Genomic DNA, 14457 nt, shown 5'->3' on the forward strand with positions numbered 1-14457 from the left:
AATGAAATTTTTTTTGGACACAGCAAATTTAGACAAAATTGTTTATTTTACAAGTTTAGGATTAGTAGACGGTGTTACCACAAACCCATCTTTGATTGCAAAAGAAGGTAAAGAATTTTTACCAACAATTAAAGAAATTTTAAAAATTGTAAGTGGTCCGGTTAGTGTGGAAGCCATAGGTTCCAGCTCTATTGAAATGATTAAAGAAGCAAGAGAGTTTTCTAAGTTAGCTAAAAATGTAGTTGTCAAAATACCATTTACAAAAGAAGGTATCAAAGCAACACAAATTTTAAGCAAAGAAAACATTAAAGTTAATATGACTTTGATTTTTAGTGCATCACAAGCACTAATTGCTGCCAAATCTGGTGCAAGTTATGTAAGTCCGTTTATCGGAAGACTTGATGATATCTCTTTTGAAGGCATTGAGTTAATTGAGCAAATAAAAACTATTTTTGATAATTACAATTTTAAAACTGAAATCATAGTTGCAAGCGTGCGAAGTCCCAAACATGTAGTTGAAGCAGCTGAAATTGGAGCAGATATTGCAACCATCCCACCAGAAGTTCTTGAATTAATGTTTGGACATCCTTTGACAGATGTTGGTATAAAAAAATTTATGAAGGATTGGGCAAATGCCTTTAGCACCTAAAATAATCGTTGCAACATCAAATGAACATAAATTAAAGGAAATAAAAGAAATTTTTAACGATTTTAATGTTGCTGGAATGTCAAAAGATTATATAGCTCCAGAAGAAACAGGACACACATTTTGTGAAAATGCTTTAATAAAAGCAAAAAGTATTGAACATTTAGGTGAGATTGTGCTAGCTGATGATTCTGGTATTGAGGTGCAGGCATTATTAGGTTTGCCTGGCATATACTCTGCACGCTACTCTGGTGGAAATGATTATCAAAACAATCAAAAACTTCTTGAAGAGCTAAAACATCATGCAAACAGGAAAGCACGCTTTGTTTGCTGTATGGTAGCAATTGTTAATAAAAAAATAATTAGTGCAGAAGGTATACTTGAAGGTACTATTGCATTCGAACCAAAAGGCGAAAATGGTTTTGGCTACGATCCAATTTTTATACCTTCTGGATTTAATCAAACATTAGCAGAACTTGGAAGCGATATTAAAAATAAGATTTCTCATAGAAAAAAAGCACTTGAACAAATAAGAAAAAAGATTATGGAAATTTTAAAATGAAAAAGATATTAATTTTTGTTATTGGTTTTTTTATTTTAACAAATTTATCGTTTGCACAAAATTCTATCGACAACGCTAAAAAAGAAAAGGTACCAATAAACATAACGGCTGATAAATTGATAGCTCAAGAAAATATTGGTTTGTATACATTTATCGGCAATGTTGTAGCTAAAAGAAAAGATGCAACGCTTTATGCAGACAAGATGGATGTTTATAAAGACAAAAATACTGGCGATGTGTCAAAGATTGTATGTATTGGTAATGTAGTTATAACACAACCAGGTAAAGTGGCCAAAGCAGACGAAGGAATTTATGAACTTAAAGACCAAAAAGTTACATTAATTGGCAATGCATACGTTAAAAGTGGAAAAAATGTAATAAAATCTAATATGATAGTTTATTATCTTGATAGGAAATACGCGGTAGCGCAAGGCACAAAAAACGAGCGCGTTGATGTAACAATTTACCCAAATGAAAAACAAACTTCAAACCAGACAAAGGAGCAAAAATAAATGGTAAGACTTAGGTTTGCCCCCTCACCTACCGGACATTTGCATATTGGGGGCCTAAGAACAGCACTTTACAATTATTTATACGCCAAAAAAAATAAAGGTGCATTTGTTTTGAGAATAGAAGACACAGATCTTGAGCGCTCAAGTCAGGTATATACTGAATCAATTCTCGAAGCCTTAAAGTGGTGTGGCCTAAATTGGGATGAAATATACTATCAAAGCCAGAGAACCCATATTTACCAATCATATATAGACAGTATGCTAAAAAATGGCACAGCCTACAAGTGTTATTGTACAAAAGAAAGACTTGAAGAGTTAAAAAAGACACAGATGGTAAAAGGTGAAAACCCGCACTATGATGGATTTTGCAAAAATATTAAAGAAGATTTAAATAAACCTTATGTTGTAAGGATAAATTTGCCACAAAAAGATGTGAGTTTTGTTGATAGTGTGCATGGAGAGCTTAAGTTTTCTTACAAAGAATTTGACGATTTTATACTACAGCGTTCTGATGGCAGTTTTATGTATAATTTTACAAATGTAGTAGATGATATAGATATGAAAATCACTCATGTTATAAGAGGAGACGACCACATAACAAATACAGCCAAGCAATTGTATATATATGAAGTTTTAAGTGCTAAAGTTCCTCAATTTGCACACATACCGATGATTTTAGGACCAGATAAAAAAAGGCTTTCAAAAAGGCATGGCGCTCAAAGTGTGCTAGAGTATAAACAAATGGGTTTTTTGCCACAAAGTTTGCTTAATTATTTGGCTCGTCTTGGCTGGTCATATGGTGATGAAGAAATCTTTAGTATGCAAAAATTACTTGAATTGTTTGATTTAGAAGGACTGAATAAATCACCAGCTGTGTTTGATCAAAAAAAGCTTTTATGGCTAAATGGTTACTATATAAGAAACACACAAGCAGAAGAATTACTAAATTTGTCATATGATTTTCTTAGTCAGAACTGTAAGTCGCATGAAAAAAAGTATTTAGAAAAAGCAATTGAAGTTATGAAACCTCGTGTTGAAACTTTAGTTGAGCTTGCACAATCAATTGAGTTTTTTTGCACAAGACCGATTTTTTATGAAGAAAAAGGTATCAAAAAGTACACCAACCAAAACACAAAGCAGATTTTACTTGACTTTATTGACAAAATCAAAAACATTAAATTTACGCATGATAATTTTCAAGCTCTAATAAACGATCTGGCATCAAAATACAATGAAAAAGTAGTTAATGTAGCTCAAGGAATAAGGATAGCTCTAAGTGGAAAAAGTGCAGGACCTGCCCTATTTGACATGATAGAGATTATGGGTATTGATGAATCCATTTATAGAATAAAGCAGTTTTTGGAAAAATTAAGTTGAAGGTTGCTATTGTTTTAGGCTCAATTCCTTATGGTGGTATAGAAAATCTGGTTTATGATATAGCACTTTATTCAAAAAGTTATAATGATTTGGAATTGAAAATTATAAATATTGCTGGTGTTGGTGAAAAACTTGGTGAGTTTTATGATGCAAAAATTGATGTTTTAAATATATGTAATTCCACGAAAGATTTAAAAGTTTACAAATTATCTACTTTAAAAAAGGTAAAAAGAGTTTTTAATCAATTAAAACCGGATATAGTTCACACAATGAACTTTAGTGCTGATTATTTTTCTAAATTGGCTTTGATTGGCTCTAAAACACCAATTATAACACATATTCACAACACAAAAATAGAAGAACACCTTCATAGAAGACTGATTAATAGATGGCTATCTTTCAGGACCAATCTTTATATATCCGTATCAAAAGCAGTGTACGATATGGTTGAAAAATTTCACAATATATTTAAAAGAAAGCATATTGTTTTATATAATGCCATAAATCTAAATAATTTCAAATGGATTAAAAGGACATACCCAAAAAACCACTTTAATATTGTAACAACAGCAAGGCTTATGCCACAAAAAAACTTAGATAATTTAATTAGAGCTTTTGCCAGAATTCATAAAGAATATAGTAACACCACACTAACTATTGTAGGTGATGGAAAAGAAAAAAATAATTTAGAAAATCTCGCAAAATCTTTAAAAATAAATGTATTTTTTGCTGGCTACCAAAAAGATGTATCAATTTACCTGTATAAAGCGGATTTGTTTGTTTTGCCATCAATTTATGAAGGTTTTGGAAATTCACACATAGAGGCAATTGCTACAGGTTTGCCTTCAATTGTTTCAAAAAATGTACCAAGCATTGAAGTAACAAAAGATTGCACATTGATTTGCGATACTGATGTTGAAAGTATTTACAATAATATAAAAAATATTATATCAAATCCTGCTCTTTACGAAAAACTGTCAGGCAATACAAGAAGTGTTGCTGAACAATTTGACATAAAAGTCTATATTGAAAACCTCTACAATATTTACAAAAAGTTGTTATCCAGCACTATATGATAATATCTATGTAACTTATGGTTTTTAGTGTTTCAATTGATGGTTTGTCTTGTTTTAATATGATTTTTATAGGTATTTTAACATAATCTTCAAGTTCTTTTTTGCAAGAATAAAGTAATTCATACGATTTTTTATCATAAACACATAAGTTTGCCCACGTAAACTCCATTTTTGTTATATCTATTTTTATTAACCCGATGGGTGTTTCACTGAAAATTGTCAGTGTTTGCCTTAGCTTTTTTTGTTTTGTAAGTTTTTTTCTAGATTTTACGTAAATGTTGAATCTTTTAGTTTCAATATAATAAGCTATTACAATAAATACATTTTCATTTATGTGTATATTATTGTTTAATAAAGCATTTGAAATGGTTTCAAACGATGTTTTGATGTAATTGCCAAATGTTTTTTCATCAACATTTTCAAGTGTAGATTTTGCAATATTATCTAAAATTACTTTGTTAACTAAATTGTCCATTGTCTTTAAATTTAAGTTTTCTTTTGAATCAATGTTTAAAATTTTTAGCTCAACAAAAGGCTCCAGTTTGGTTACAAGCAATTTAAGAGTGCTATCTTTTTCTAAGTTTAGGTTTGAGAAAGCTTTTATATTATTACCTTTAATATTTACAGTAGTCTGGCTATTTTCTACATTAAGCACTTTGGCATTAACGACCTCGCCTATTTTAAGCAGTTCTTGTAAATTTTTTAAGTTTATTGAGTCAATCTGGAGTTTTATTTCAGAAATATCACCAAAATTCATTTAAAAAATTATATTAAAAAACTCCTTTTTAGCAAGTGAGATTATTAATAATTTGAAATTTTTTTAAAATTTTCTTGACAGATAGAATGTGATATTATAAAAAAAATTGTAATTTTTTTTAAAGTTTTTTTATGTTTAAAACTAATTTTAGTGATAAAAAAAGATATTTTACTTTAATTTTGACCTATATAGTGCTAATTGTGTTGTTTTCTTTTAGAGCACTTTCTGATGACAATGAAGGCCTATATGCAAATATAGCATTAAATATGCTTAAAACCTCAAAATTTTTAGTTCCGCACCTTGATGGACTCGTATATTTAGAGAAACCTCCGCTATTGTACTGGTTAAGTGCTTTATCATTAAAATTATTTGGTATATCAGAATTTTCTGTAAGATTGCCAGTAATATTGGCAGGAGTCTTATTAGTTATTTTTTCCTATTTTTTTGTAAAGAAATTTTTGAATAGTTTTTTTGCATCTACTTTAGCAGTAGTAATTGTAAGCCAGATTTGTTTTGATACGTCGATAAGTATGCTCATGTTTGATATGTTGCTAACTTTATTTTTTAGTTTAGCGATGTTTAGCTTTTATATGGGCTATAAGCTTAATAATAAATACTACAGATTATTCTACGTATTTTTAGCTTTGGCAATTTTTACGAAAGGGTTTGTATCGTTAGTTTTAGCTTTTTTGATTTTAACTCCATTTATAGCAATAAAAAAAATAAAACTTAAAGATCTTCATTTAATGTTTGGCTTTTTTGTTTTTTTGATATTGTCTATCTGGTTCGTTATTGTAAGTATTAAAATTCCGTCTTTTTTTTACTATTACTTTATAAATAATCAGGTTTTGCGTTTTTTGGGTAAAATGTATCCAAATGATACTATTAAAGGTCCTGTTTATTTCTATGTTATTAGACTGCTTGGATGTGATTTTCCATGGTCGTTGCTTTCTATTTTTGCAATCTATAAGCTGATTAAGCTAAAACTTTACAAAGATGATTTTAATTTTTATATGTTGCTATGGTTTTTTGCAATATTTATATTTTTTTCATTGTCAAGCGGTAAGGCAAATTATTACCTTTTGCCGGCAATATTTCCTATAGCTTATTTTGCTACATATACAATTTTTAATACTAATTTAAAGCCATTTTATTATGTTTTATTGGTAGCTGGTTTTTTATTGTTAATTGGCAGTATCTTGGCTAAACTTGGTTATATCAGATTTACAGATAATGCCTATATTGAAAAACTGCCTTTAATTGAGTTATCATTTGCTATTTTTATAATATATTTTTTTGCTTTTTACAAAAAGAATTTTTTAGTAGAAAGTATCGCTTTATCAAATATTGTTATTTTAATATCCATTTATTTGTATTTTTCATTAAATGTCAATAATTTTAGTTCAAAATATGCAAGTATCTGGTTAAAAGCTAATATGAAACCAAATACTATTTTTGTTCAGTATGGACCATTTTGGCGTACTTCTTCAAGTATATTTTATCTAGGTAGGGATAGTATTTTATTGGACGATTTTGATGATGGCGATTTATACTACGGTATGACTCTTCTAAAAAATAAAAACGAAAAATTTATAGAAAAATCCGATTTAAAAAACTTACTTAAAAATCATAATGTTGCTATAATTGGTCAGAAAAAAAGACTTATAACATACTTAAATAAACAAAAATTTAATTATAAAATTAAATATTTTGGGAACAAATTTGTAATTATGTTAAATAAAACATAAAATGTAACCAACCATAATTTAATTATTGTTTCTTACTTGAAAATATACCAAATAAAGTTATAATAAATAAAGGTGTAAAATGCAAAAGTTATTTAACGCTTTAAAAGATAATGGCACCAAAATTATTAATTTATTAAATGAAAAAGAGTATAAAGGTGAAGAACTTTTAAGTGTATTAAACGAACGAAATAAACTTTTTGAAACAATATATAAAACAAAAATTACAAATCAATATTTAGATCAAATTAAAGAATTGTTGGAACAAAACGCACAAATTGAATTTTTGGTTGAGCAAAAGAAAAAAGCTTTGTTGGAAGATTACATTAAATTTTACCAAAACTCAAAAAACATAATGAAATATTTAAAGCAAGGAGGTTGAAGATGAGCTTTTTAAGCAAGGAAAATTGCATTTTATGCGTAATTGACATGCAGGACAAACTTGCCAAAGTTATGAAGAATCTTGATGCTACAACTAAAAATATCTCGCTTTTGATAAAAGCTGCAAAAGAACTTGATGTACCAATTTTTTACACAGAACAGTATCCAAAAGGATTAGGCGAAACGATAGAACCACTAAAAAGCTTGCTTTCTGATGTACAGCGGTTTGATAAAATGAGTTTTTCTGCCTTAGAAATCCCGGAAATTAAAACTTTTATAGTTGATTCAAGTAAAACAACAGTTGTATTGTGCGGCATTGAGTCTCATATATGCGTATTGTCAACAACCATAGATTTAATAGAAAAAGGCTACAATGTGGTAATTGCAAAAGATGCAGTAACTTCAAGAGAAGAAGAATTTTACAATACAGCTATTGCGTTTTATAATTCAATTGGTGCAAAAGTAATACCATCTGAATCTATTGTATTTTACTGGCTAAAATTTGCTGGCACTGAAAGTTTTAAAAAACTTCAAAAAGTAATTTTAGGTAAAGAATAATTTTTGGTTTCTAAATTTAATTATATCGGAGATAAATGAATGGTAGAATTTATTGCAGAGGTGTCAAGCAACCACAACAATGACTTAAATCGGTGTTTTGATTTTATTGAGACAGCAGCAAAAATTGGTTGTAGTGGTGTTAAGTTTCAATTATTTAAAATTGATGAATTGTTTGCCAAAGAAGCACTGGAGTGTTTTGAAGAGCTAAGAAACAGGAAAAAATGGGAGTTAAATGAAAAGTATATACCAGAAATTGCTAAATGTTGTGCGGATAATAATATAAAATTTATATGCACACCTTTTTATCTTGATGCTGTAGATATTTTAGGGCCGTATGTCAATGCATTCAAGATTGCTTCATACGAAATCTTGTGGCAAGATTTACTTTCAAAATGCGCTAAAACAAAAAAGCCAATGATCATATCTACCGGTATGGCAACACTTGATGAGGTAAAATTTGCAGTGGAAACAGTATTTGATAATCAATGCACAGATCTGACAGTTTTACACTGTACTTCAAATTACCCTACCCTGCCGCAGGATTGCAACTTAAGTGCAATACAAACAATGAGAGAGTCATTGCCTAAAAATATCAAATTTGGATGGTCTGATCACAGTGTTAATTTTGGCGTAATACATAGGGCTATACATAAATATGATGTTTCAATGGTTGAATTTCATATGGATTTAGACGGCAAAGGTAAAGAATACCAAATGGGTCACTGCTATTTACCAAATCAGGTTGAGTCTCTTATAAAAAGTGTTAAAGATGCATTTTTAGCCGATGGTGATGGCAAAAAAGAACCGCAGGATAGTGAGTTTAAAGAACGTCTTTGGAGAGCAGATCCAATAGATGGCTTAAGGCCTCTTAGGGGTATAAGGGATAGTTTATGCAAAAGACAATAGCTATAATTCAGGCACGCATGTCTTCAACAAGGCTTCCAGGCAAAGTTATGCTTGATTTAGCAGGAAAACCTGTAATCTGGCATGTTTACCATAGAGCTTTGCATTCTAAATATGTAAGCGAGGTTATCGTAGCAACATCCAAAGACAAAAGCGACGATGAGCTTGTGGAGTTTTTGAAAGCAAATTCAATGAATTATTACAGAGGTAGCCTTGATAATGTGCTTGAGCGTTTTATGGATATAATTTACGAAAAAAAACCAAAGTATGTAGTAAGAATAACTGCAGATTGTCCGCACATTTGTCCTGTTTGGATAGACAATCAAATAAGTGCGCTAAGTTTGTTTGATGCAGATGTGATTTATTGTGAAAATCTAGGTTGTGCATTTGAAGGGGCTGGCGTTATTAAAGCTGATGTACTTGATTATATTTATAAAAATACAAATGATGCTTTAAATAAAGAACATGTAGGTGCAATCTACATTACACAAAATCCCGATAAGCTTCGCATAGTAGAAGTTTGTCCAAAAGATTCTCTTATTTTGCAAAACTGCAGATTGACATTGGATGAAAAAAAAGACTATGAGCTATACAAAATAATATATGAAAAGCTATACACTCAAAAGTATTTTATGTATTTAGAAGATATAGTTAATCTTTTAAAATCAAACCCTGAGTTTATAAACATTAACAAAAATATTCAACACAAGCCACTAAATATTGAACTACAAACTAAATACACAGACATATGGAAAAACGCAAAAAAAGTAGGCAAGTTTTTCTGGCAGGATAATCCTTAAAAGAATACTTTTTGCTATATTATTTTGTATGAAAAATGTACTGTTTAGATGCAATGCTTCAAGGGCTATTGGTTTTGGTCATTTGGTTAGATGCTTGGCACTTGCGCAAGAGTTTAAAAAAAGAGACTGTCAAATTACTTTTGCTGTAAATAAAAATCTCAAGGCAATAAAACTCATTCAAAAAGGACAATACACTATAATCGAAAAAGATGAAAAAAATTCCAAACAATGGCTAATTGACACAATTGAAAAATCAAAAGCAGACATATTAGTTTTGGACATAAGGGATGAGCTTGATAAAGAAATTCTTGTTGAGATAAAACAAAAGTTTAATATTAAAATAGTAAGCATAGATGATCCTCAAGATAAAAGGCTTGTTTGCGATTATGTTTTTTACCCACCCGTATTTCAGGTCAGGCATCTTAGCTGGGAAGGTTTTAAAGGTAAACTTTATTCTGGGTTTGAGTGGGTGATTTTGCGCGATCAATTTTTGCAGTACAAAAATAAACCAAAACCATTAAACAAAAAGTTAAAGATATTTGTAGCAGCAGGTGCAAGCGATCCAAAATGCATAACGCCGTTAATTGCAAAAGCTCTCAATAATTTAAATGTTGAATTTGAAGCATTAATTGTTATTGGTGCACTGTTTTCTTGCAAAAAAAATTTGGATATGATTTTAAAAAAAGCAAATTACGATTATAAAGTCTTTCAAAATGTTGACAATATGGCTGAAATAATGCATATGTGCGATTTTGCAATTTGTTCTTTTGGCACAAGTGCTTATGAGTTAGCCTGTGTGGGTGTGCCTGCAATTTATTTGTGTATTAGCAAAGACCATAGTTTATCGGCTTCAATGCTTGAAAAAAGTGGTTTTGCAATAAATTTGGGAGAATATGACAAGACAGACTTAGAAGAAATAACAAAAGCTGCTTTAAAATTGTCAAAAAATGCCGATTTAAGATATAAAATGGCTCAAACTGCTAAAGACTGTATCGACGGACTTGGTGCTTTTCGTATTGCAAAGGAGGTTTTGGGTGAGTGAAAAACAATGGCAAAATCACTATGGAGAAGTATTGGACAGTGTTAATGATTTTGATGTAATTGATTGCAAAATTTGCGGATTTAAACATATTATACCTATACCAAGTCCTCGAGAATTGCAAGATATGTATAAAAGCAAATACTATCAAAATGTAGAGTTTTTTAATGAAAGATTTTTGGAAGATAAAGATTGGTATGATTTGGTATTTAAAGACAGATACGATAGTTTTGAAAAAATATTGGGCTATAAAGGCAATATTTTTGATATTGGCTGTGGGGGCGGATATTTTTTGCTTTATGGTAAAAATAGAGGATGGAGTGTATTGGGTGTAGACCCATCAATTCAATCTATCAATCATTGTAAATCAATTGGTCTGGATGTAATAGAAGGATTTTTTGACGAAAATTTATCTAAAAAATTAGCCAGTAAATTTGATGTAGTATATTTAAGTGAAGTACTAGAACACGTACCAGACCCTGCAAACACCATTGCCTCTATAAAAAAGGTTTTAAAGCAAGGTGGTGTTGTATGTATTGTTGTACCAAACGATTATAATCCATTTCAACTTGCTTTAAAAAAAGCTTGTAATTTTTCTCCATGGTGGGTAGCACTACCGCATCATATTAATTATTTTGATTTTAATTCACTTGAAAAACTTTTAAGAGAACAAGGTTTTGATATTGTATTAAAAGAAACATCATTTCCGATAGATATTTTCTTACTTATGGGAGATAATTATGTGGGAAATGACAGTTTAGGCAGATTATGCCATACAAAAAGAAAAAATTTTGAAAAAAATTTACAAAACGCTGGGTTTAATAATTTAAAAAGAGATCTTTATAAATCTTTAGCGCAATTGAATATTGGCAGAGAGGTAGTAATTTATGCAAGAAAGTAACACACAAGATTTAATTTTTTCATTTAAGCCTTTAATTTCTGTTGTAGTGCCCACATGGAATACACCAGAACAGTTTTTGATTGAAATGATAGAATCTGTTTTAAATCAAAGCTACACAAATTTTGAGCTTTGTATAGCTGATGCAAGTGATCAAAGTCATGTAAAAAGGATTTTAGATAATTATGCAGACAAAGATAATCGTATTAAAATTAAATATTTAAAGAAAAACAAAGGTATAGCGCAAAATACAAACGAAGCAATTTTTATTAGCAAAGGTGATTATACAGCTTTTTTAGATCATGATGATATATTAGCCAAAAATGCTCTGTTTGAAGTAGTAAAAACTATAAATGAAAATCCAGACGTTGATTTTATTTATTCAGACGAAGATAAAGTAACTGAAGACGGGAAAAAGTTTTTTGATCCTCACTTTAAACCAGATTTTGCCCCAGATTTTTTAAGAAGTTGTAACTATGTATGCCATTTAAGTGTAATTAAAAAAAAGCTTTTAGATAAAATTGGATATTTGAAGGAAGGTTTTGAAGGCTCTCAAGATTATGAGCTTATACTCAGGGTAACAGAAAAAGCAAAAAAGATAATACACATTCCAAAAATTCTCTACCATTGGAGAGTAAGTCAAAATTCAGTTTCTCGAAATCCTCAATCTAAAATTTATGCTTACGATTCTGCCAAAAAAGCTTTAAAGGAGCATTTAAATAGATTAAATCTAGATGGTGATGTTTTAGATGGTAAAGTTTTAGGTTTGTATAAAATTAACTATAAAATAACAGATAGTCCAAAAATCTCTATAATTATACCAAATAAAGACCACAAAGATGACTTAGAAAAATGCATTAAGTCAATTATTCAAAAGTCTACATATAAAAATTATGAGATTATAATAGTAGAAAATAATTCTATAGAACAATCTATTTTTGATTACTACAGATTTTTGGAAAAAACATATTCATTTATTAAAGTAATTGTATGGGATAAACCATTTAACTATTCAAGTATAAATAATTATGCAGTGCAATTTTCACAAGGAGAGGTTTTACTTTTTTTAAATAACGACACTGAAGTAATTACACCAAACTGGATTGAAGAAATGCTGATGTTTGCCCAAAGAGATGATGTAGGAGCAGTTGGTGCAAAACTGCTATATCCAAACAATACGATTCAACACGCTGGTATAATAATTGGTATAAATGGTATAGCAGAGCATTGCTTTAAGTATTCAAATTCAGATTCTACAGGTTATTTTACAAGATTAATTACAGTGCAGAATTTATCAGCAGCAACCGGTGCATGTTTGATGGTAAGAAAAAAAGTTTTTAATGAAATTAAAGGGTTTGATGAAGGCTATCCAGAAGCTTTGAATGATATTGATTTATGTTTAAGTTTAAGAAAAAAAGGTTATTTAGTTGTATGGACACCTCATGCAGTTTTGTATCACTATGAATCAAAATCAAGAGGTTTTAATACTGGAGAAAACTCCATAAAGCGTTATAATAAAGAAGTGTCACTTTTTAAGTCAAAATGGCAGGACATTTTACAAAAAGGTGATCCATATTATAATCCAAACTTGACTCTAAATAAAACGGACTTTTCGATAGTAGGTTACAGTTATGAAAAAGAAGATGAAAATTATAGTTCACAAGGTATATTTTATTTAAGAACCGGTAAGATTGAAGAAGCAAAAGAATATTTCCAAAAAGCTTTAGATATAAATCCAAACAACCCTGATGCTTTGTTTTGTCTTGGGGCATTTTATCTAAAAGAAGGCAAAGTAGAAAAGTCTTTAGAATATTTTAATCTACTTTTGAATAAAGATTTGTTGAAATTTAAGGTTCAACTTGGTTGTTTATATAACAATATTGGTGTTGCATACATAAAATTAGGAAATGTGGAAGATGGTTTTAAATTGATTGAACAAGCTTTAGACTTAAATCCTATGTATATGGATGCACAGTATAACTTAGAACAAAAAAATAAAAACAGCTATGATTTTAAAATAACAAGAAAATTAATAATTTAATTAGTTGTAAATGGAGAAAAAAGTGTGGAAAGAAAAATTAGAAGAAATTGTAAAATTTGGTGAATCTCATTTAGAATTAATAAGCTACGAAATTAATAGCAAAAACTTTATTAATAAATACGACAATTTTATTATTTTTGGAGCTAGTGCTGGTGGTGCTGAAATAAAAGAATTTTTAGATAAATTAGGTAAAAAGGTAGAATATTTTGTTGATAATGACATAAATAAAAAAGGAAAAGAGTTTTTGGGCAAAATTATAAAACATCCAAGCGAAATCTTGTTTTTCGATAACAAAGTTATAATAGCTTCAGTGTGGTGGACTGATATAAAAAAGCAACTTGAAGAAAGATTTGGTTTACTTTACAAACTTGATTTTGATGTAAGTTATTTTATGCATAATTTATCTACAATGGAAATAGAAAATACGCAAGAAAGGTTTTTATCGCATTTGAAACTTAATTTGAATAATTATTTACAAATATTCGATCTATTAGAAGACGATGCATCAAGAGTTTTATATTTTAGAGTTTTGAAAGGTAGAGTATTTTACGGTAAAAATTTAATTTGGCCTCCTATGCCAAAAGTCGAATATAATCAATATTTTCATCCAAAAGTAAAACCGGAAGATAATGATATTATAGTAGATGCAGGTGCCTATATTGGCGATACAATAGAAGAAATTATAAAGCAAAACATAAACTATAAAAAAATTTACGCATTTGAGCCAGATAATCAAAACTACAGCAAACTTATCGAAAACACAAAAAAATACGATAATATATTTTGCAACAAATTCGGACTTTGGAAACAATCTGATAAATTACATTTTATAGCTGATGGAACACGTGGAAGTACGATAACTGACAGTTTTAATGAAGCAAACCAAACAATAGATGTAATAAGCCTGGATGAATTTTTTAAAGATAAAGAAAAGCCTACATTAATAAAGATGGATATAGAGGGTGCAGAGTTAGAAGCATTATATGGTACTAAAGAAATTATAACCAAATACAAACCAAAACTTCAAATTTGCATTTACCACAAACCAGAACATTTATGGAAAATTCCAATATTGCTTAAAGATTGGGTAAAAGAATATAAACTCTATATTGGACATCATAGGTTTGATTTCGGTGACACTGTGCTTTATGCAAAGGTATAA

Annotated in this window: 15 protein-coding genes; 14 read left to right on the top strand and 1 reads right to left on the bottom strand. The window is 29.4% G+C overall.

The window, feature by feature from the left end; translation table 11 throughout:
- The first annotated feature begins 1 nt into the window (after position 1).
- The 5 genes from fsa to BLQ93_RS04030 are packed head-to-tail and all read left to right on the top strand — an operon-like array spanning position 2 to position 4173.
- Positions 2 to 649, top strand: a complete 648-nt coding sequence (gene fsa, locus BLQ93_RS04010) for a fructose-6-phosphate aldolase (RefSeq protein ID WP_092128333.1) — start codon at positions 2 to 4, stop codon at positions 647 to 649.
- The gene (gene rdgB, locus BLQ93_RS04015) at positions 633 to 1208 is read left to right on the top strand and encodes an RdgB/HAM1 family non-canonical purine NTP pyrophosphatase (protein ID WP_092128334.1); all 576 of its coding nucleotides are present in this window, start codon (positions 633 to 635) and stop codon (positions 1206 to 1208) included. The genes fsa and rdgB overlap by 17 nt, the downstream gene beginning before the upstream one ends.
- Positions 1205 to 1720 carry a lipopolysaccharide transport periplasmic protein LptA gene (gene lptA, locus BLQ93_RS04020; protein WP_092128336.1) on the top strand — a complete coding sequence of 172 codons (516 nt, stop codon included), beginning with the start codon at positions 1205 to 1207 and terminating at the stop codon, positions 1718 to 1720. The genes rdgB and lptA overlap by 4 nt, the downstream gene beginning before the upstream one ends.
- Entirely contained in the window at positions 1721 to 3097 is a 1377-nt protein-coding gene (gene gltX, locus BLQ93_RS04025; RefSeq protein WP_092128338.1) for a glutamate--tRNA ligase, read from the top strand.
- Positions 3094 to 4173: a glycosyltransferase family 4 protein gene (locus BLQ93_RS04030; RefSeq protein ID WP_092128340.1), complete on the top strand. Its 1080-nt coding sequence runs from the start codon at positions 3094 to 3096 to the stop codon at positions 4171 to 4173. The genes gltX and BLQ93_RS04030 overlap by 4 nt, the downstream gene beginning before the upstream one ends.
- Here the strand turns inward: BLQ93_RS04030 and BLQ93_RS04035 are convergent.
- Positions 4166 to 4930 (bottom strand): hypothetical protein, encoded by a 765-nt coding sequence (locus BLQ93_RS04035; RefSeq protein WP_092128342.1) that lies wholly within the window; start codon positions 4928 to 4930, stop codon positions 4166 to 4168. The two genes, BLQ93_RS04030 and BLQ93_RS04035, sit on opposite strands and share 8 nt — an antisense overlap.
- 131 nt (positions 4931 to 5061) lie before the next feature.
- Here BLQ93_RS04035 and BLQ93_RS04040 point away from each other — a divergent pair, with 131 nt between their 5' ends.
- The 9 genes from BLQ93_RS04040 to BLQ93_RS04080 all read left to right on the top strand — a co-directional run bounded on the left by BLQ93_RS04040 (position 5062) and on the right by BLQ93_RS04080 (position 14457).
- On the top strand, positions 5062 to 6678 hold the full coding sequence (locus BLQ93_RS04040) for an ArnT family glycosyltransferase (RefSeq protein ID WP_092128343.1): 1617 nt from the start codon (positions 5062 to 5064) through the stop codon (positions 6676 to 6678).
- Between the two features lie 79 nt (positions 6679 to 6757).
- Entirely contained in the window at positions 6758 to 7057 is a 300-nt protein-coding gene (locus BLQ93_RS04045; protein WP_092128345.1) for a hypothetical protein, read from the top strand.
- Positions 7058 to 7059: 2 nt separating this feature from the next.
- Positions 7060 to 7614, top strand: a complete 555-nt coding sequence (locus BLQ93_RS04050) for an isochorismatase family protein (protein WP_038572297.1) — start codon at positions 7060 to 7062, stop codon at positions 7612 to 7614.
- Between the two features lie 39 nt (positions 7615 to 7653).
- A complete protein-coding gene (locus BLQ93_RS04055) occupies positions 7654 to 8520 on the top strand; it encodes an N-acetylneuraminate synthase family protein (protein ID WP_092128346.1) in 867 nt (288 codons plus the stop codon).
- On the top strand, positions 8505 to 9317 hold the full coding sequence (locus tag BLQ93_RS04060; RefSeq protein WP_092128348.1) for a cytidylyltransferase domain-containing protein: 813 nt from the start codon (positions 8505 to 8507) through the stop codon (positions 9315 to 9317). Before BLQ93_RS04055 ends, BLQ93_RS04060 begins: the two co-directional genes overlap by 16 nt.
- A gap of 28 nt (positions 9318 to 9345) precedes the next feature.
- Positions 9346 to 10359 carry a UDP-2,4-diacetamido-2,4,6-trideoxy-beta-L-altropyranose hydrolase gene (gene pseG, locus BLQ93_RS04065; protein ID WP_092128350.1) on the top strand — a complete coding sequence of 338 codons (1014 nt, stop codon included), beginning with the start codon at positions 9346 to 9348 and terminating at the stop codon, positions 10357 to 10359.
- Positions 10352 to 11257: a class I SAM-dependent methyltransferase gene (locus tag BLQ93_RS04070; RefSeq protein WP_092128352.1), complete on the top strand. Its 906-nt coding sequence runs from the start codon at positions 10352 to 10354 to the stop codon at positions 11255 to 11257. The genes pseG and BLQ93_RS04070 overlap by 8 nt, the downstream gene beginning before the upstream one ends.
- Entirely contained in the window at positions 11244 to 13295 is a 2052-nt protein-coding gene (locus BLQ93_RS04075; protein WP_143338681.1) for a glycosyltransferase, read from the top strand. Before BLQ93_RS04070 ends, BLQ93_RS04075 begins: the two co-directional genes overlap by 14 nt.
- A gap of 22 nt (positions 13296 to 13317) precedes the next feature.
- A complete protein-coding gene (locus tag BLQ93_RS04080; protein WP_159427484.1) occupies positions 13318 to 14457 on the top strand; it encodes an FkbM family methyltransferase in 1140 nt (379 codons plus the stop codon).

It is taken from the genome of Desulfurella multipotens (assembly GCF_900101285.1).
Classification (GTDB): Bacteria; Campylobacterota_A; Desulfurellia; order Desulfurellales; family Desulfurellaceae; genus Desulfurella; species Desulfurella acetivorans.